Origin of the sequence: Streptomyces smaragdinus (genome assembly GCF_009604385.1) — a bacterium.
Lineage (GTDB): Bacteria > Actinomycetota > Actinomycetes > Streptomycetales > Streptomycetaceae > Streptomyces > Streptomyces smaragdinus.
This window is the reverse complement of record NZ_WEGJ01000008.1, coordinates 85,665-103,515: the sequence shown is the minus strand read 5'-3', so window position 1 is coordinate 103,515 and position 17,851 is coordinate 85,665. Positions and strand designations below refer to the sequence as shown.

The window sequence follows — 17,851 nt, the reverse complement described above, 5'->3', positions numbered from 1 at the left end:
GACCATGGACATCGCGATCCACACCACGTTCCTCCCGCACACCGACCCGGACGCGTCGCTGGCCTTCTACCGGGACGTCCTCGGCTTCGAGGTCCGCGGCGAGGTCGCCGTCGGCGGGCTGCGCTGGATCACGGTGGGCCCGGCGGACACGCCGTCGACGTCGATCGTGCTGTTCCCGCCGTCCGCGACGCCCGGGCTGACGGAGACGGAGCGCCGGACGGTCGCCGAGATGATGGCCAAGGGCAGCTACGCCAGCATCGTGCTGTCCACCGCCGACGTGGACGCCACGTTCGAGCGGGTCCTGGCGGCCGGTGCGGAGCTCGTCCAGGAGCCCGTCGACCAGCCGTACGGCGTACGGGACTGCGCGTTCCGCGACCCCGCGGGCACCATGGTCCGCATCCAGCAGACGGACCGACCCCAGAGCTAGGGAGAGCCGAAGCATGCCGTCCAAGAAGTCCGCGCCGCCCGCCGCCGAGAGGCACGATCTGATCCGGGTGCACGGCGCGCGGCAGAACAACCTCAAGGACGTCTCCGTCGAGATCCCCAAGCACCGGCTCACGGTGTTCACCGGGGTCTCCGGCTCGGGCAAGAGCTCGCTGGTCTTCGACACCGTCGCCGCCGAGTCGCAGCGGCTGATCAACGAGACGTACAGCGCCTTCGTCCAGGGCTTCATGCCCACCCTGGCCCGCCCCGAGGTCGACGTCCTCGAGGGCCTGACCACGGCCATCACCGTCGACCAGCAGCGCATCGGCGCCGACCCGCGCTCCACGGTCGGCACGGCCACCGACGCCAACCCGATGCTGCGCATCCTCTTCAGCCGCCTGGGCACCCCGCACTTCGGCCCGCCCGGCGCCTTCTCCTTCAACGTCGCGTCCGTCTCCGCCAGCGGCGGGCTCACCGTCGAGCGGGGCAGCGACAAGACGAAGACGGAGAAGGTCACCTTCCACCGCACCGGCGGCATGTGCGTCCGCTGCGAGGGCCGCGGCACGGTCACGGACATCGACCTCACCCAGCTGTACGACGACGCCAAGTCGCTGTCCGAGGGCCCGTTCACCATCCCCGGGTACACCGGCGGCGGCTGGGTGGTGCGGATCATCTCCGAGTCCGGCTTCCTCGACCCGGACAAGCCGATCCGCGCGTACACGAAGAAGGAGCGGCACGCGTTCCTGTACCAGGAGCCGACGAAGGTGAAGGTCAACGGGATCAACCTCACGTACGAGGGCCTGATCCCCAAGCTGCAGAAGTCGATGCTGTCCAAGGACCGCGAGGCGATGCAGCCGCACATCCGCGCGTTCGTGGACCGGGCGGTCACGTTCGCCGTCTGCCCCGACTGCGACGGCACCCGGCTGACGGAGGGCGCCCGCGCGTCGAAGATCAAGGGGATCTCCATCGCCGACGCCTGCTCGATGGAGATCCGGGATCTCGCCGAGTGGGTACGGGGCCTCGACGAGCCGTCGATGGCTCCGCTGCTGACCGCCCTGCGGAAGTCCCTCGACTCCTTCGTGGAGATCGGCCTCGGCTATCTCTCCCTCGACCGCCCGGCGGGCACACTGTCCGGCGGCGAGGCGCAGCGGGTGAAGATGATCCGCCATCTCGGGTCGGCGCTCACGGACGTCACGTACGTCTTCGACGAGCCGACGATCGGCCTGCACCCGCACGACATCCAGCGGATGAACGACCTGCTGCTGCGGCTGCGGGACAAGGGCAACACGGTGCTGGTCGTCGAGCACAAGCCGGAGGCCATCGCGATCGCCGACCATGTGGTGGACCTCGGCCCCGGCGCCGGCACGGCGGGCGGCACGGTCTGCTTCGAGGGCACGGTGGCAGGGCTGCGGGCCAGTGACACGGTCACCGGGCGGCATCTGGACGACCGGGCCGCCCTGAAGGACTCGGTACGCACGCCGACGGGGACCCTCGCGATCCGGGGCGCCGCGGCGAACAACCTCCGGGACGTGGACGTCGACATCCCGCGCGGGGTGCTGACGGTGGTCACGGGGGTGGCGGGGTCGGGGAAGAGCTCCCTGGTCCACGGCTCGATGCCGGCCGACGAGGGCGTGATCTCGGTCGACCAGAGCCCGATCCGCGGCTCCCGCCGCAGCAACCCGGCGACGTACACGGGCCTCCTCGACCCGATCCGCAAGGCGTTCGCCAAGGCCAACGGCGTCAAACCGGCCCTGTTCAGCGCCAACTCCGAGGGCGCCTGCCCCACCTGCAACGGCGCCGGCGTCATCTACAGCGACCTCGGCATCATGGCCGGCACGTCGACGCCCTGCGAGGACTGCGAGGGCAAGCGCTTCGACGCCTCGGTCCTGGAGTACCACCTGGGCGGCAAGGACATCAGCGAGGTCCTGGAGATGCCGGTGACGGAGGCGGAGGCCTTCTTCGCCTCGGGCCCCGCGGCCACGCCCGCCGCCCACAAGATCCTGCAGCGCCTCCAGGACGTGGGCCTCGGCTACCTGACGATCGGCCAGCCCCTGACCACCCTTTCGGGCGGCGAACGCCAACGCCTGAAGCTGGCCACGCACATGGCGGACAAGGGCGGCGTCTACGTCCTGGACGAACCGACCACGGGCCTTCACCTGGCGGACGTCGAACAGCTCCTGGGCCTGCTGGACCGCCTGGTGGACTCGGGAAAGACGGTGATCGTCATCGAGCACCACCAGGCGGTCATGGCCCACGCCGACTGGATCATCGACCTGGGCCCGGGCGCGGGGCACGACGGCGGCAGGATCGTGTACGAGGGGACGCCGGCGGAGCTCGTGAAGTCCCGGGCGACGCTGACGGGGGAGCATTTGGCGGAGTACGTGGGGGCGTAGTCCCGGTTCGTTGCGGACAGTCACGATCATGCGTGGATCGTGACTGTCCGACAATGTGCTCGTTGTACTGGGCGCGTGGAGAAAACAGGGCTACGAGTTCGACGACGCCAGAGACGATGAAGCGCCGGGAGGCAGTGCCCCCGGACAACTGCTAGAGATGACAAGGGCCTCCACGCATCCTCAATCGCCAACACGTGGAAGGCCTATCCGTGATCACGGAAGCCGCTCTGCTGGAGTCGCGCAGCCTGCGCTCCGGCATGAGCCATCGAACCGACGTACTCGACAAGGTCAAGGCACTTGTGCTGATGCCGGACGGCGTGCACGCGTCGACGCAGCTTGTCGCCGACTACTTCGAGGTGTCCGAGCCTGCTGTGAATAACCTGTTCCACCGACACCGAGAGGAGCTGCAGTCCTGTGGACTAAGGATCCTGCGAGGCTCTGACCTGCAAGAGTATAAGGACTTCAAAATGAAGTCCTTTCCTGAAAGTTATCCACAGCCACGCTCAAGCCTGGCCCTCTGGCCCCGCCGGGCCATCCTCTGCACCGGCATGCTCCTGCGCGACAGCGCGGTCGCCCAGCGGGTGCGGACCTACCTCCTCGACGCCGAGGAAAGCACGCGCCGCACACGACCGTCGTCCGGCTCCCCGTGGTCGCCAGGTGGGCGGCACTACAGCCTCGACCAGCACGTCGAGGACATCGTCACCGCAACCGCCGAGCGCGTACTGACCCCGGTCATGGGCGAGCTCACCCAGCTCAACCAGCGCATGGCGGCACAGAACGAGGTCGTCGGCGCGATGAGCATCCGCCTGGCGGATGTGCAGGCGGACGTCGCCGGGATCCGGGGTGACATGGCCGAGCTGCGCGAGGACGTCCGCGCGGATGTGGGCGAACTGCGCACGGAGGTCTCCGAGCTACGCCGCGACCTCACCCGGCACCGCCACAACCCCGGACGGGGCGGTCGGGGCCGCTGACCTGCGGGAACTCAGATAGAGCTTCAAGTTGAAGCTCTATTGCGAGAGTTATCCACAGCCTCGCCGATCCGCAGGAGTTCGTAGGCTTCAAGTTGAAGCTAACGAACGAAAGTTGTCCACAGCACCTCTGTGACCTGCAGGATCGATATAACCTCAGAATGAGGTTATATCGCAGAAGTTATCCACAGGCCGTGCCGCCCACCCAGGACGGCACGGCCTCGTGGCCTCACGCCGGCCGCCGAACCTCCACCGTCCGGAAGCGATTCGCCACGAACGCCCCGTCGCACAGCGCCGCGTTCGCCGACGGGTTGCCGCCGCTGCCGTGGAAGTCGGAGAACGCCGCCGTCTGGTTGACGTACACGCCGCCCGTCAGGTTCAGGGAGAGCTGGGCGCACTCCTCGTAGCAGACCTCCTCGACCAGCCGCTCCACCTCCGCCGACGTGGTGTGCGCGCCGACCGTCATCGCGCCCTTCTCCCGGATCGTCCGGCGGAGCAGATCGAGAGCGTCCGCCGTAGAGTCCATCACCACCGCGAACGACACCGGCCCGAAGCACTCCTCCAGATACGCCGCCTCAGCCCCAGGCTTCATCCCGTCCAGCTTCACGATCACCGGCGTCCGCACCACCGCCCCCGGAAACTCCGGATGCGTCACCTCCCGCGACGCCAGCGCCACCTCGCCCAGGTCCGCCGCCGCGTCCAGCCGCTCCTTCACCCCCGGGTTGACGATCGCCCCCAGCAGCGCCGCCGCGCGGGCGTCGTCGCCGAGGAGCTTGTCGACCGCGCCGGCCAGGTCGGCCACCACCTCGTCGTACGACTTGTGCCCGGCGTCCGTGTCGATGCCGGCGCGCGGGATCAGCAGGTTCTGCGGCGTCGTGCACATCTGGCCGCTGTACAGCGACAGCGAGAACGCCAGGTTCGACAGCAGCCCCGCGTAGTCCGCCGTCGAGTCCAGGACGATCGTGTTGACCCCGGCCTTCTCCGTGTACACCTGCGCCTGCGGCGCGTTGGCCTCCAGCCAGTCGCCGAACGCCGTCGACCCGGTGTAGTCGATGATCCGGATCTCCGGCCGCACCGCGAGGGTCTTCGCCAGCCCCTCCCCGGGCGCCTCGGCCGCCAGGCACACCAGATTCGGGTCGAAGCCCGCCTCCGCCAGCACCTCCCGCGCCACCCGCACCGTCAGCGCCAGCGGCAGCACGGCCCGCGGATGCGGCTTCACCAGCACCGGATTGCCCGTGGCGAGCGAGGCGAACAGCCCCGGATACCCGTTCCACGTCGGGAACGTGTTGCACCCGACGACCATCGCCACCCCCCGCGGCACCGCGGTGAACGTCTTCCGCAGCTCCAGCGGATCCCGCTTCCCCTGCGGCTTCGACCACCCGGCCACCAGCGGCGTCCGCACCTGCTCCGCGTACGCGTACGCCACCGCCTCCATCCCGCGGTCCTGCGCGTGCGGCCCCCCGGCCTGGAGCGCCATCATGAACGCCTGCCCCGACGTATGCATCACGGCATGCGCGAACTCATGCGTCCGCGCGCTGATCCGCGCCAGCACCTCCAGACACACCAGCGCCCGCAGCTCCGGCCCCGCCTCCCGCCAGGCGCCCATCCCGGCCCGCATGGCCGGGAGCAGCACGTCGACGTCCGGATGCGGATACTCCACGCCCAGCTCGAAGCCGTACGGCGACACCTCGCCGCCCGTCCAGCCGTCCGTCCCGGGCTGGTCCAGCTCGAAGCGGCTGCCCCGCAGCGCCTCGAACGCGGCCAGTCCGTCCGCCGGGGCCGTGTCCCCGTAGGCCTTCGGATGCTCCGGGTGGGGCGACCAGTACGCACGGGTGCGCACGGCCTCCAGCGCCTGGTCGAGATGAGGCCGGTGCCTCTCGGTCAGCACTTCGTGACTCAGCGCGGTCGTCATGGGCCAACTCCTCGTCGAGCTGGAGGGAAACTCCGGTCGCGGTTAGAGTAACCGAATGATCGGTCGGTTCAAGAGGGGCTGTGGATAAGTGACGAGCACCGCCAAGCGCGACACGTATACGCCCGAGTCCCTCCTGGCCGTCGCCGTGGAGGTGTTCATCGAGCGCGGCTACGACGGGACCTCCATGGAACACCTGTCGAAGGCCGCGGGCATCTCGAAGTCGTCCATCTACCACCACGTCCGCGGAAAGGAAGAGCTCCTGCACCGGGCCGTCAGCCGCGCCCTCAACGGGCTCTTCGGCGTACTGGACGAAGAGGGCGCGCGCGAAGGGCGGGCGGTCGACCGGCTGGAATACGTCACGCGTCGCAGCACGGAGGTGCTGATGGCGGACCTCCCGTACGTCACGCTGCTGCTGCGGGTCCGGGGGAACACCGACACCGAGCGGTGGGCGATGGAGCGCCGCCGCCAGTTCGACCACCGGGTGGCCCTCCTGCTCACGCAGGCCGCGGCGGACGGCGACATCCGCTCGGACGTCGACGCGCGGCTGGCGACCCGGCTCCTCTTCGGCATGATCAACTCGGTCTCCGAGTGGTACCGCCCGACCGCCCGCGGCCCGCACAGCGGCGCGGAGGTCGCGGACGCGGTGGTCGCGATGGCGTTCGCGGGGCTGCGGCTGCCGTGAGCGTCCTCATCGTTACGGGGAGGCGATCCTTCCGCCGTTGACCTCGCCCGTACCGGGGCGCGAGCATCCGGGTTCATGACGCGAACGAGGGTGTGGACGGGGGCCGTTGCCCCGGTGGTGCTGCTGGCGCTGCTGACGGGCTGCGGTGATGACGGCGACAGCGGTACGGAGCAGACCTCGGCCACCCCCCAGGCGGCGCCGGAGACCAGCTCCGGCCCCAACGACTTCGGCTGTCTGAAGGGCGACCAGCTCGCGGGCGCGACGTCCTTCGAGGTCGACGGCGAACAGGTCGACGCGTACCGCACCGGCAAGGGCACGACGGGCGTCATCTTCTCCCACCAGGTCGACCTCGACCTGTGCTCCTGGGTCCCCGCGGCGGACGAGCTCGCGGCCGACGGCTACCAGGCGCTGGCGGTGAACAGCATGAGCACGGAGGTCGACGAGCTGGTCGCCGCCGCGAAGCTCCTCCGCGAGAAGGGCGCCGAGAAAATCATCCTGATCGGGGCCTCGAAGGGCGGTACGGGATCGCTCGCCGCCGCGGCCGAGATCAAGCCCGCCGTGTCGGCGGTGGTCTCCCTCTCCGGCCCCGCGGAGTTCGGCGACATCGACGCCCTCGCGGCGGCCCCGAAGCTGACGATGCCGGTCTACCTCATCGCGTCCCGCGACGACACCCGCTTCTTTGAGGACGCGCAGAAGCTGGACAAGGCGGCGACGGCGTCGAAGGGCGAGAAGTTCGAGCCGGTGAACGGCATCGAGCACGGCAACGCGATCCTGACGGAGCACCCGGACGTCTGGAAGCGGGTCAAGGCGTTCGTCCAGCAGTACGGGGGCTGACCCGCCGTATCACCGACCACGGGCGGCGTGGATCCGCAGCAGCCCCTCGATCCCGCGCATCAGGGTTTCCCCGGCGAGCACGGCGTCGCCCAGATAGCCGGCGCTCATCGCCCCGTCGCGGAGCATGACGAAGTGCCGTCCGGCGTGCTCCGCCTCCACCACCGTGATCTCGGCGAACAGCCCGGTGACGGTCTCCAGGAACCACGCGCGGTGCTGTACGACGGCCCGGTGGACGGGGTGGTCGGGATCGGGGAACTCCGCGCCCGCGTTGAGGAACGCGCAGCCGCGGTATCCCGGCGAGCGGATCTGCTCGACCAGTGACGCGCCGATGCCCCGCAGGATGCTCTCGGCCGAGCCGTCCGCCGCCGTCAGGCCGGCGATCTGGGACCGGATCGCCTGGTCGACGGTGCCGATGTACGCGACGGCCAGGTCCTCCTTGCTGCGGAAGTGACGGTAGAAGGTCGCGTTGGTGACCTTCGCGTCGGAGACCAGGCGGTCTACGCCCACGGTGTGGATGCCCCGGCCGTAGAAGAGCTGCGCGGCGGTCCGCAGGAGCCGTTCGCGGGCTTCGGAGACTCGTTTGCCGGTTTCCGTCTTTGCCATGCCGCACATCGTAGCGGGTAGAACGGTCTCTCTTGCATTTCCCCGACCCGGTGTGCCAGTCTGCTGTCTGCGAGAGAGAACGATCTCTCTACCTACGTCCCGACTGGAGCACCCCATGGCATCCACCGCTTCCATCGCCCCCGTCAGCACCACACCCACCCTGCGCCGCCTGTACCTCACGCGCTTCGTCTTCGCCGCCGCCTGGGCCGCGCTCCTGGCAGCGTCCGGCTCCGAACTGGGCCTCGGGACGAAGCTGCTGCTCTTCGTCTACCCGGCCTTCGACGTCGCCGCGGCGGTCGTGGACGCCAGGTCGGCCCGTACGACGGGCGGAGGCCAGGTCAAGGGCCTGTACGTGAACATGGCCATCAGCACCCTCGCGGCCGTCGGCCTCGCGATCGCGGCCGGCTCGGGCATCCCCGACGTCCTGCGCGTCTGGGGCGCGTGGGCCGTGGTCTCCGGCCTCGTCCAGCTCCTGGTGGGCGTCGCCCGCCGCGCGATGGGCGGCCAGTGGCCCATGATCCTCAGCGGCGGCATCTCGATCCTCGCTGGCGGCTCCTTCTTCGCGAGCGCGGGCCAGGACGACCCCACGCTCACCACCCTCGCGGGCTACGCCACGCTCGGCGGGATCTTCTTCCTGGTCTCGGCGCTGCGTCTGCCGCGCGCGGGCTCCGGACGCTGAGCGGCGGGGGCCGGCGGCGGCAGGAACGGCCTGGTCAGGGGTGCTCGGGCGCTCCCTCGGCGGGGCCGTAGTCCTGCCCGTCCCCGGCGAGCTCCATGGCGATCCGCGCGCGGCTCGGTCTGTCGATACCGTCGCACGCCGCGAGCTTCCCGCCTTCGGCGGTGGCGATGTCCATGTCTTTGGAGTCCATGAAGATCTTGAGCATCGCGTCGTGGCAGGCGTCGTAGTCAGGCTTCCCGCCGGCGGAGTCCCCGTCCCCTCCACAGCCGCTGAGGGCCAGCAGCAGCGCGGCGGACGTACCGGCGACGGCGAATCGGATGCTCATGGTCCCCCCGTGGCAAGCCTGTTGGATCACGCATCCTGCCCGACCGGCCCACTGGTGTCCATGCCCCCGGGCCTACCGGGTCCGGTGCTGGTGGTCGCCGGTTTCCTGCTGGCGCGGGTGCTGGACTGGTAGCGTCCCCGGTTCCGCTGGATCAATCCGGCCGGGACCAACTGACAGGGCCTGGTCAGGGTTCGCCTCCGACAGGGCCGCGGGCAGTATCCCGCGGCCCCCTCCGACGGATCACAGGTCCCGCAGCAACACCCCCGGCCGCTCCACGCAGTCCGCCACATACCGCAGGAAGCCGCCCGCCGTGCCGCCGTCGCAGACGCGGTGGTCGAACGTGAACGACAGCTGCACCACCTCGCGTACCGCCAGCTCGCCCTCGTGCACCCACGGCTTGGGGACGATGCGGCCGACGCCCAGCATCGCCGCCTCCGGGTGGTTGATGATCGGGGTCGAGCCGTCCACGCCGAAGACGCCGTAGTTGTTCAGCGTGAACGTGCCTCCCGTCAGGTCCGCGGGGGTGAGCGTTCCTGTGCGGGCCGCCTCCGTGAGGCGGGTCATCTCCGCCGTCAGGGACGCCGCGCTCAGCTTGTGGGCGTCGCGGACCACCGGGACCACCAGGCCGCGGTCCGTCTGCGCCGCGAAGCCCAGGTGGATCCCGGGGAGGATCACGATCTCCCGGCCGTCCACCGTGGAGTTGAGGTCCGGGAAGCGGGCCAGGGCCGCCGTGCAGACGCGGGCCAGGAGGCCGAGGACGGAGACTTTCGGGCCGCCGGCCGCGTTCATCGCCCGGCGTACGGTCATGAACTCCGTCGCGTCCGCGTCCACCCACGTCGTCGCGTCCGGGATCTCGCGGCGGCTGCGCGACAGCTTGTCGGCGACCGCGCCTCGTACCCCTCGCAGGGGGATCCGGTTGGTCGCCTCGACGGGCGCCGCGACCGGCGTGGGCGCCACCGCCCGCTCCACGTCCGCCCGCAGGATCAGCCCCTCGGGGCCCGACCCCCGCAAGGACGCCAGGTCCACGCCGTGTTCGCGCGCCAGCCGCCGTACGAGCGGCGAGATCACCGCGACCGTACGAGCCGGGGCGACCGGAGCCGGAGCCGCAGCCGCAGCCGCCGAAGGCCGCCGCACCCGCCTCCTCCGCCCCGCCCCCGCCGCACTCGTCCCGTACCCCACCAGCACGTTCCCGGACCCCTCGTCGGCGTCCGGGGCGGCCTCCGCCGAAGGCGCGTCCCCCACCGCCACGGTCACCAGCGGCGACCCCACCGGCACCTCATCGCCCTCGGACCCGAAGCGCGCGGTCACCACACCCCCGTACGGGCACGGCACCTCCACCATCGCCTTAGCCGTCTCGACCTCGACGACCGGCTGATCGACGGCGACCACGTCCCCGACCTCCACCAGCCACCGTACGATCTCCGCCTCGGTCAGCCCCTCCCCGAGGTCCGGCAGGGTGAACTCCCGCACCTCCGCCATCAGTCCGCCCCTCCCGCCACGTACTCCGACTCCCACTGCAGCCGCTCGACCGCGTCCAGGATCCGGTCCACGCCCGGCAGATGATGCTTCTCCAGCATCGGCGGCGGATACGGGATGTCGAACCCGGCCACCCGCAGCACCGGCGCCTCCAGATGATGGAAGCACCGCTCCGTCACCCGCGCCGCGATCTCCCCGCCCGGCCCGCCGAACCCGGTCGACTCATGCACCACGACCGCCCGCCCGGTCCGCCGCACCGACGCGGCCACCGTCTCGTCGTCGAACGGCACCAGCGACCGCAGGTCCACGACCTCCAGGTCCCGGCCCTCCGCCCGCGCCGCCTGGGCGGCCTCCAGGCAGACCGGCACCGACGGCCCGTACGTGATCAGCGTCGCGGACGTCCCCGCGCGCCGCACCACGGCCTTCCCGGGCGGCGCGACGGCCGCCGGGGCGTCCAGCGAGAAGTCCGCGGACTTCGACCAGTACAGCCGCTTGGGCTCCAGGAACACCACCGGGTCGTCGCAGGCGATGGCCTCGCGCAGCATCCCGTACGCGTCCTCGACCGTCGCCGGGGTGTAGACCCGCAGGCCCGGCGTCGCCATGTAGTACGCCTCCGACGAGTCGCTGTGATGCTCCACGCCGCCGATCCCGCCGCCGTACGGCACCCGGATCGTGATCGGCATCGGCATCGCGCCCCGCGTACGGTTGCGCATCCGCGAGACATGGCTGACCAGCTGCTCGAACGACGGATACGCGAACGCGTCGAACTGCATCTCGACCACCGGCCGCAGCCCGTACATCGCCATCCCGACCGCCGTGCCGAGGATCCCGGCCTCCGCGAGCGGGGTGTCGCCGCAGCGGTCCTCGCCGAACTCCGCCGTCAGCCCGTCCGTGATCCGGAAGACGCCGCCGAGCCGGCCGACGTCCTCGCCCAGCACGTGCACCGACGGGTCCTCGGCCAGCGCGTCGCGCAGCGCCCGGTTGATGGCCTGCGCCATCGTGACCTGCTTGGCCTTTACCGCCGTTGCCATCAGTGCTGGTCCCCTTCCGACGCGTCGGCCTCGGCCGCCTCGAGCTCCGCGCGCAGCAGCCGCTCCTGCTCGCGCAGCTGCGTCGTCCGCTCCTCGTACACATGCGCGAAGAGGTCCATCGGATCGAGCACCGCGTCCTCGTTCATCCGCTCCCTCAGGGCCGCCGCCATCTCCTCCGCCGCCGCGCGGGCCGCCTCGATGCCCGCCTCGTCCAGCATCCCCCGCTCCGTGAGCTCCCGCTCGAGCAGCGCTACGGGGTCATGGGCACGCCACGCCTCGACCTCGGCGTCCTCCCGGTACCGGGTGGCGTCGTCGGCGTTGGTGTGGGCGTCCATCCGGTACGTGACCGCCTCGACCAGGGTCGGGCCGCCCCCCGAGCGCGCCCGCTCCACCGCCTCGGCCAGCACCTCGTACACCGCCGCGACGTCGTTCCCGTCGACCAGCCGCCCGGGTATGCCGTACCCGACGCCCTTGTGCGCCAGGGTCGGGGCGGCCGTCTGCTTCTCCAGCGGTACGGAGATGGCGTAGCCGTTGTTCTGTACGAGGAACACCACCGGCGCCTGCCACACCGCCGCGAAGTTCAGCGCCTCGTGGAAGTCGCCCTCCGACGTCCCGCCGTCGCCCACCATGGCCAGGGCGACCACGTCGTCGCCCTTGAGCCGGGCGGCGTGCGCCAGCCCCACGGCGTGCGGGAGCTGCGTCGCCAGCGGCGTGCTCAGGGGGGCGATGCGGCACTCGCGCGGGTCGTACCCGCTGTGCCAGTCGCCGCGCAGCAGCGTGAGGGCCTGCACGGGGTCCAGGCCGCGGGCCACGGCGGCGAGGGTGTCGCGGTAGGAGGGGAAGAGCCAGTCCTGGTCGCGCAGGACCTTCGCGGCGGCGATCTCGCACGCCTCCTGGCCGGTGGTGGACGGATAGACGGCGAGCCGGCCCTGCTTCGTCAGCGCGGTGGCCTGCTGGTTGTACCTCCGGCCGCGCACCAGCTCCGCGTACAGCCCGCTCATCAGCTCGGGGTCCAGCTTCGCGCCGGTGCCCAGCACCCGGTGGGGCTCGACCTCGGGGAGCAGCGGCGCGGGGTCCGTCCGGGGCTGCCAGGCGGGCGCCGTCGCCTTCGCGGTACGCCGCGTCCTGGTCGTGCGGGGCGCTTTCGCGGTACGGCGGGACTGCTCGGTGACCGTCATGACGTCTCCACCTCCTTGTGGGGGCATGAACAGGGTGAGGGCGTGGGTGGCCCTCACAGGTCCTCACCTACCGATTGTTCGGTTGAGAGGGCATTCTGGCTACCATGCGCGAAAGCCTGTGGACAAACGGTTCTGCACACCATCAAATGGAAGCCGGACGTCCAATTGCGGAAGGCGGGGAGCGTGACTGACGAACAGATGGCCCCGGCCCCCCGCCCCCTCGACGACGTCGACCGCGCGATCCTGCGCATCCTCCGCGCCGACGGCCGCGCGTCGGTCCGCTCGGTGGCGGAGCAGGTCCACGTCTCCCGCGCGAACGCGTACACGCGGATCAACCGCCTCCTGGACGACGGCGTCATCCGCGGCTTCACAGCCCAGATCGACCAGGAACGGGCGGGCCAGGGGACGTCGGCGTACATCACGATGCGGATCGTCCAGACGAGCTGGCGCTCGGTCCGCGAGCAGCTGGAACGCCTCCCGGGGGCGGCCCATATCGCCCTGGTCGGCGGTGACTTCGACGTACTCCTGCTCGTTCACACGGCGGACAACCGTGCGCTGCGGGATCTGGTCCTGACGAAGATCCAGGCCATACCGGAGGTGCTGTCCACACGGACGCTCCTCGTCTTCGAGGAGACGGATCTCCAGGAGGCGTGATGGTGCGGGAAGCCGCGGATGCCCTGCGTCTCAGGCTGGCGGCGGCTGCATGAACTGGACATGGCGTACGAACCGGCCAGGCGCCGGCGAGGAGGTACACGGATGACTGTCACGAATGCGGACGTGGATTACGTTGCCCTTGCGGCAGCGGCCCGTGTCCTCGGCACCGAAACGGCTGCGGAAACGATCACCGAGGCGCTGTGCGATGTGATCCTGTTCCACCACGGCTACGGGGTTCCGGTGCTCGGCGGTGGTGACGACAGTTAGCCGGCGAGGGCGGTGATGAAGGCGCGCCAGGCTTCGGGGGTGAAGGTGAGGTGGGGGCCGGTGGGGTTCTTCGAGTCGCGGACGTGTACGTGGGCCGAGGTCGTCGCGACCTCGACGCACTCGCCGCCTGCGCCGCTGCTGTACGTGCTCTTCGTCCAACGCTTGGGTTCGTTGCTGGTCATCGTTGCCTCCCAGGGATGGAATGGGGCCGGTCCCGGAGACACCGTCGTGCTTCCGGGACCGGGTGTTCCGCCTACTCGGTGGCGGCGGTTTCGGTGATGAAGGCGCGCCAGGCTTCGGGGGTGAAGGTGAGGTGGGGGCCCGTGGGGTTCTTCGAGTCGCGGACGTGTACGTGGGCCGAGGTCGCGGCGACCTCGACGCACTCGCCGCCTTCGGCGCCGCTGTACGTGCTCTTCGTCCAACGGGTGGGAACCTCATCCGCCTTGGACTGATGGCTGGTCATAGCGTCCTTAGCCTCGTCTCGATGAAGGCAGACGACTCTCGGGGTGTCATCGCCTGCGCTCGGATGCTGCCGTACCGGGCGGCCATGCTGCGGGTCTCGGCACGTGTTGTCAGATAGATACTTCGCCCCTGGGCCTCCACATAGACCACTTGGTCACCGATTTTGGGCTGCACCACGGTGAACGCGCCATCCACACCGGGGTTTTCCCGGCGGTCCAAGGGCATCACCTGGACCTCTGCCTTCCCGTTCCCCATGACCAGCAGCAGGTGTTCGAGCTGGCCTCGGAGCACGGCCGAGTCCCCGATGGGCCGATGGAGAATGGCCTCATCCATGACGAAACTCAGCTCTGCCGCCGGACTGCGGTCGAAGATCTTCTGACGGGACATGCGGGACCGAGTCCGGAACTCGACGGTGTCGGCGCCAATCCGTGGACGCCGCTGCGCGAACGTGGCCCGCGCGTAATCCTCCGTCTGCAACAGCCCTGGCACCATCAGGGACGCGTACACCCCCAGCCCGAGCGCGTCAGCCTCCAGCTTCGCGAAGTCCCGAAAGAACGCCGGATACCGGGCCCGCGCCACCTCCCCCCGCGCCGCGATCAGAACGCCGCCGGCGTTCACCTCCGGGTCCACCCGGTCGATGAACTCCGGCTGCGCCACCCGCCGTCCCTGCTCGATCGACGCGATCAGCTCCGCGCTGTACCCGAGGCGGTCGCCCAGCTCCTCGCGGCTCAGTCCCGCCCGTTCGCGGAACAGCTTCAGCTGGAGACCGAAGCACCGCAGGAACGAGTGGGAGTCGTCGTGGAACTCCCGTGTGTTGGCGGTCATCGTGAGACCTCCCGTCACTTGAACGTGATCGAGAGATTACGCAGCGTAAAACACCCGGTGTGCCTATACGCCCGCACCCCACCCGATAGGGTCCCGTACACCTCGGCGGAGCCGCACGTACAACACCCGGCCCGTACGCGGCCCGCGCGGCGTCAGCCCGCCTCCGCCAGCTCCGCGAGCTCCGCCTCACGCCGGGAGACCTTCGCCAGCAGCTCCTCCGCGACCTCCTCGATCAGCCGATCGGGGTCGTCCGGCGCCAGCAGCAGCATCTGGCCGATCGCCGACTCCTCCAGCTCCTTCGCCTGCGCCGCCAGCATCTCCTTGCGGGCCGCCAGCCACTCCAGCCGCGCGTACAGCTCCTCCGCCCGCGTCAGCTCCGGCAGGACGGGGGCCGGGCCGGCCTCCCACTCCTCCGTGAGGGTGCGCAGCAGGTTCTCGTCGCCGTTCGCGTACGCCTGGTTGACCCGGGTGATGAACTCCCCGCGCCGGTCGCGCTCCGTCTCGTCCTGCGCGAGGTCCGGGTGGGCCTTGCGGGCCAGGTCGCGGTACAGCCGCCGGCACTCCTCGCTGGGGCGCACGCGCGGGGGCGTACGGGCCGACTGGTCGGTGAGCATGGCCGCCGCGTCCTCGGGCAGGCCCTGGTCGGTCATCCAGCCGTTGAACAGCTCCTCCACGGTCGGGATCGGCATCACGAGCCCCCGCAGATCCTTCGCCCGCGCGATGTCGCCGGGGTCGCCGGTCTTGGCGGCGATGGCCTCGGCGATCAGCGCCTCGAGCTCGTCGAGGCGGCTGTACATCGGGCCGAGGCGCTGGTGGTGCAGCCGGGAGAAGTTGTCGACCTCGATCCGGAAGGTGTCGACGGCGATCTCGTACTCGATCAGCGCGTCCTCGGCCGCCCGCACCGCTCGTTCCAGCCGCTCCGTACCGCTCTCATCAGTCACCGGGCCAGGGTAGGCCAAAGGCCGCGGACGATGTCCGCGGCCCTTGATCATGTACGGTTCAGCCCTTACGGGCTATTACGGGCCGCCGGGGGGTGCCACCATGACCCGCACGGTCTCGCCCTTGCGTGCCTCGCCACCCTCCTGGTGCGGGGGCATGACGCCCTGGACGAGCCAGTTGTCCTCCGGCGGCTGCCCGTTGGCGGACACCGGCTCGAGGCCAAGCCCCAGACCCGTCAGCGCGGCCCGGGCGGCGGCGAGGTTCTGTCCCGTGATCTGCGGGATCTGGACCTTGTCGTCCTTCTTGGCCGCGACGTAGACGGTGATCTGCTGGTCCTTCTTGGCCGGCGTCAGCGCCGCCGGGTCCGTCTTGAAGACGCTGCCCTCGGGCTGCGTGTCGTTGGGCTCGATGCGCTGCACGATGTTGTTGAAGCCCTGGCCCTTCAGGGTCTCGACCGCCTGGTCGTACCGCAGGCCCGTGACGTCCGGAATCTGCACCGCCGCAGGCTCCGCCGCCACCTCCAGCGTCACCGTCTCCCCTGGAGCCAGCTTCCCGCTGTCCGGGTCCTGGCTCAGCACCGTCCCCGGGTCCTCGTCCTCGGACGGGGTGTTCTTCCGCTTGACCTCGAACCCCGCGTCCTCCAGCTCGGACCGCGCGTCGTCGAAGTCCTTGCCGGTGACATCCGGCACCTCGACCTCGGCCACCGACGTACACACGACGACGGTGACGGTGTCGCCCTCCGCGACCGGCTCCTTCGGAGCGGGGCTCTGCTCGAGCACCGTCCCCTTCTTGTCCGGCTTGCAGGACTTCCCCTCACCCTCCTCGTACTTCAGGCCCGAGTTGGTGATCCGGTTCTGCGCCTGCGCCTTCGTCAGCGCCAGCACATTGGGGGCTTCCTTCGTGTTGTTCGGCGAATTGCTGAAGATCGACTTCCCGATGAAGATCGCCCCCACCAGCACCAGAATGCCCGCGAGCACCAGCAGCACCGTGGACGTCGACCCGTTGCGCCGCGGCGGAGGCTGCCGCCGGCGGCCGGGCGGCCCGTCGTCGTATCCCATCCCGCCGTCGTCGTCCCGCATCGGCGGCAGCATCGACGTCGGCTGGCCGTACGGGCCGGGCTGGGCGGTCAGCGCGGTGGTCGGGACGTCCGCCCCGTAGCCGCCGTAGCCGCCGACGGCGCCCATCGACGCCGTCGCCGCGACCGGCTGGCCGTCCAGGCACGCCTCGATGTCGGCGCGCATCTCGTCGGCCGACTGGTAGCGGTAGTCGCGGTCCTTCGTCAGCGCCTTCAGGACGATCGCGTCCATCTCCGGCGTGATCTCCGGGTCGTACACCGAAGGCGGCTGCGGCTCCTCGCGGACGTGCTGGTAGGCCACGGCCACCGGGGAGTCGCCGACGAACGGCGGCCGGTTGGTCAGCAGCTCGTACAGCAGACAGCCCGTGGAGTAGAGGTCCGAGCGGGCGTCGACCTGCTCGCCCTTGGCCTGCTCGGGGGAGAGGTACTGGGCGGTGCCGATGACGGCCGCGGTCTGCGTCATCGTCATACCGGAGTCGCCCATGGCCCGCGCGATGCCGAAGTCCATCACCTTGACCTGGCCGGTGCGCGTCAGCATGACGTTCGCCGGCTTGATGTCGCGGTGGACGATCTGGCTGCGGTGCGAGTACTCCAGCGCCTGCAGGATGCCGACGCACATCTCCATCGCCCGCTCCGGCATCAGCCGGCGGCCGGAGTGCAGCAGCTCGCGCAGGGTGGAGCCGTCGACGTACTCCATCACGATGTACGGGATGGAGACGTTGTCGATGTAGTCCTCGCCGGTGTCGTACACGGCGACGATCGCGGGGTGGTTCAGGGACGCGGCGGACTGCGCCTCGCGGCGGAAGCGGGCCTGGAACGACGGGTCGCGGGCCATGTCGGCACGCAGCGTCTTGACGGCGACGGTGCGTCCCAGCCGGGTGTCGTGGGCAAGGTAGACCTCGGCCATGCCGCCGCGGCCGAGCACCTGGCCCAGCTCGTACCGGCCGCCTAGGCGACGCGGCTCATCCATAGCTCTCTCCAGCCCTCTGACTGTGCGCGGCCCTGCACGGACCGGTGGGGTCGTCGATGTGTGCTGCTCGGCATACGGTACCGGCCGGGCGCGCCGTCTCGGATCCCGAGGCGGCAGCTGATATCCGACCGGTATCGGAGACTCCGCCGGTCACC

Annotated in this window: 20 protein-coding genes; 9 read left to right on the top strand and 11 right to left on the bottom strand. The window is 70.4% G+C overall.

Going from position 1 to position 17,851, the window contains the following annotated elements; translation table 11 throughout:
• Window positions 1–4: 4 nt before the first annotated feature.
• From SRB5_RS14345 to SRB5_RS14335, 3 genes are all read left to right on the top strand, one after another.
• Complete coding sequence (locus SRB5_RS14345; protein WP_153452330.1) at window positions 5–427, top strand: VOC family protein; 423 nt, start codon at window positions 5–7, stop codon at window positions 425–427.
• Between the two features lie 13 nt (window positions 428–440).
• Entirely contained in the window at window positions 441–2,816 is a 2,376-nt protein-coding gene (locus SRB5_RS14340; protein WP_153452329.1) for an ATP-binding cassette domain-containing protein, read from the top strand.
• 209 nt (window positions 2,817–3,025) lie between these two features.
• On the top strand, window positions 3,026–3,787 hold the full coding sequence (locus SRB5_RS14335; RefSeq protein WP_153452328.1) for a hypothetical protein: 762 nt from the start codon (window positions 3,026–3,028) through the stop codon (window positions 3,785–3,787).
• A 226-nt stretch (window positions 3,788–4,013) separates the two neighbouring features.
• Here SRB5_RS14335 and paaN read toward each other — a convergent pair whose 3' ends face one another.
• Complete coding sequence (gene paaN, locus SRB5_RS14330; protein ID WP_153452327.1) at window positions 4,014–5,696, bottom strand: phenylacetic acid degradation protein PaaN; 1,683 nt, start codon at window positions 5,694–5,696, stop codon at window positions 4,014–4,016.
• 88 nt (window positions 5,697–5,784) lie between these two features.
• On the opposite strand from paaN, the gene SRB5_RS14325 reads away from it, so the two are divergent.
• The gene (locus SRB5_RS14325) at window positions 5,785–6,378 is read left to right on the top strand and encodes a TetR/AcrR family transcriptional regulator (protein WP_323377901.1); all 594 of its coding nucleotides are present in this window, start codon (window positions 5,785–5,787) and stop codon (window positions 6,376–6,378) included.
• A gap of 75 nt (window positions 6,379–6,453) precedes the next feature.
• Complete coding sequence (locus SRB5_RS14320) at window positions 6,454–7,212, top strand: alpha/beta hydrolase family protein (RefSeq protein WP_153452326.1); 759 nt, start codon at window positions 6,454–6,456, stop codon at window positions 7,210–7,212.
• 9 nt (window positions 7,213–7,221) lie between these two features.
• Here the strand turns inward: SRB5_RS14320 and SRB5_RS14315 are convergent, their stop codons facing one another.
• A complete protein-coding gene (locus SRB5_RS14315) occupies window positions 7,222–7,824 on the bottom strand; it encodes a TetR/AcrR family transcriptional regulator (RefSeq protein ID WP_153452325.1) in 603 nt (200 codons plus the stop codon).
• A gap of 106 nt (window positions 7,825–7,930) precedes the next feature.
• Between SRB5_RS14315 and SRB5_RS14310 the strand changes: the two genes are divergently transcribed.
• On the top strand, window positions 7,931–8,494 hold the full coding sequence (locus SRB5_RS14310) for a hypothetical protein (RefSeq protein WP_153452324.1): 564 nt from the start codon (window positions 7,931–7,933) through the stop codon (window positions 8,492–8,494).
• A gap of 34 nt (window positions 8,495–8,528) precedes the next feature.
• On the opposite strand, the gene SRB5_RS14305 is transcribed toward SRB5_RS14310, so the two are convergent.
• Window positions 8,529–8,819, bottom strand: a complete 291-nt coding sequence (locus tag SRB5_RS14305) for a hypothetical protein (RefSeq protein WP_153452323.1) — start codon at window positions 8,817–8,819, stop codon at window positions 8,529–8,531.
• Between the two features lie 9 nt (window positions 8,820–8,828).
• Between SRB5_RS14305 and SRB5_RS37100 the strand changes: the two genes are divergently transcribed.
• Window positions 8,829–8,951 carry a hypothetical protein gene (locus SRB5_RS37100; RefSeq protein WP_267132588.1) on the top strand — a complete coding sequence of 41 codons (123 nt, stop codon included), beginning with the start codon at window positions 8,829–8,831 and terminating at the stop codon, window positions 8,949–8,951.
• Window positions 8,952–9,059: 108 nt separating this feature from the next.
• On the opposite strand, the gene SRB5_RS14300 is transcribed toward SRB5_RS37100, so the two are convergent.
• From SRB5_RS14300 to pdhA, 3 genes are read right to left on the bottom strand one after another with little or no spacing between them, the layout of a single operon-like run.
• Window positions 9,060–10,298: a dihydrolipoamide acetyltransferase family protein gene (locus SRB5_RS14300; RefSeq protein WP_153452322.1), complete on the bottom strand. Its 1,239-nt coding sequence runs from the start codon at window positions 10,296–10,298 to the stop codon at window positions 9,060–9,062.
• Window positions 10,298–11,326, bottom strand: coding sequence for an alpha-ketoacid dehydrogenase subunit beta (locus SRB5_RS14295; RefSeq protein ID WP_153452321.1), 1,029 nt, complete (start codon window positions 11,324–11,326; stop codon window positions 10,298–10,300). The genes SRB5_RS14300 and SRB5_RS14295 overlap by 1 nt, the downstream gene beginning before the upstream one ends.
• The gene (gene pdhA, locus SRB5_RS14290; RefSeq protein WP_153452320.1) at window positions 11,326–12,504 is read right to left on the bottom strand and encodes a pyruvate dehydrogenase (acetyl-transferring) E1 component subunit alpha; all 1,179 of its coding nucleotides are present in this window, start codon (window positions 12,502–12,504) and stop codon (window positions 11,326–11,328) included. The genes SRB5_RS14295 and pdhA overlap by 1 nt, the downstream gene beginning before the upstream one ends.
• Window positions 12,505–12,702: 198 nt before the next feature.
• Here pdhA and SRB5_RS14285 point away from each other — a divergent pair, with 198 nt between their 5' ends.
• Both SRB5_RS14285 and SRB5_RS14280 read left to right on the top strand, forming a co-directional pair.
• Window positions 12,703–13,158 (top strand): Lrp/AsnC family transcriptional regulator, encoded by a 456-nt coding sequence (locus SRB5_RS14285; protein WP_153452404.1) that lies wholly within the window; start codon window positions 12,703–12,705, stop codon window positions 13,156–13,158.
• 102 nt (window positions 13,159–13,260) lie between these two features.
• Complete coding sequence (locus tag SRB5_RS14280; protein ID WP_153452319.1) at window positions 13,261–13,425, top strand: hypothetical protein; 165 nt, start codon at window positions 13,261–13,263, stop codon at window positions 13,423–13,425.
• Here SRB5_RS14280 and SRB5_RS14275 read toward each other — a convergent pair.
• The 5 genes from SRB5_RS14275 to pknB all read right to left on the bottom strand — a co-directional run bounded on the left by SRB5_RS14275 (window position 13,422) and on the right by pknB (window position 17,696).
• Complete coding sequence (locus tag SRB5_RS14275; protein ID WP_153452318.1) at window positions 13,422–13,607, bottom strand: DUF397 domain-containing protein; 186 nt, start codon at window positions 13,605–13,607, stop codon at window positions 13,422–13,424. The two genes, SRB5_RS14280 and SRB5_RS14275, sit on opposite strands and share 4 nt — an antisense overlap.
• Before the next feature lie 71 nt (window positions 13,608–13,678).
• Window positions 13,679–13,888, bottom strand: a complete 210-nt coding sequence (locus tag SRB5_RS14270) for a DUF397 domain-containing protein (RefSeq protein ID WP_153452317.1) — start codon at window positions 13,886–13,888, stop codon at window positions 13,679–13,681.
• A complete protein-coding gene (locus SRB5_RS14265; RefSeq protein WP_153452316.1) occupies window positions 13,885–14,712 on the bottom strand; it encodes a helix-turn-helix domain-containing protein in 828 nt (275 codons plus the stop codon). Before SRB5_RS14265 ends, SRB5_RS14270 begins: the two co-directional genes overlap by 4 nt.
• A gap of 152 nt (window positions 14,713–14,864) precedes the next feature.
• Complete coding sequence (locus tag SRB5_RS14260) at window positions 14,865–15,704, bottom strand: J domain-containing protein (RefSeq protein WP_407703917.1); 840 nt, start codon at window positions 15,702–15,704, stop codon at window positions 14,865–14,867.
• Window positions 15,705–15,728: 24 nt separating this feature from the next.
• Entirely contained in the window at window positions 15,729–17,696 is a 1,968-nt protein-coding gene (gene pknB, locus SRB5_RS14255; protein ID WP_153452314.1) for a Stk1 family PASTA domain-containing Ser/Thr kinase, read from the bottom strand.
• Window positions 17,697–17,851: the final 155 nt, after the last annotated feature.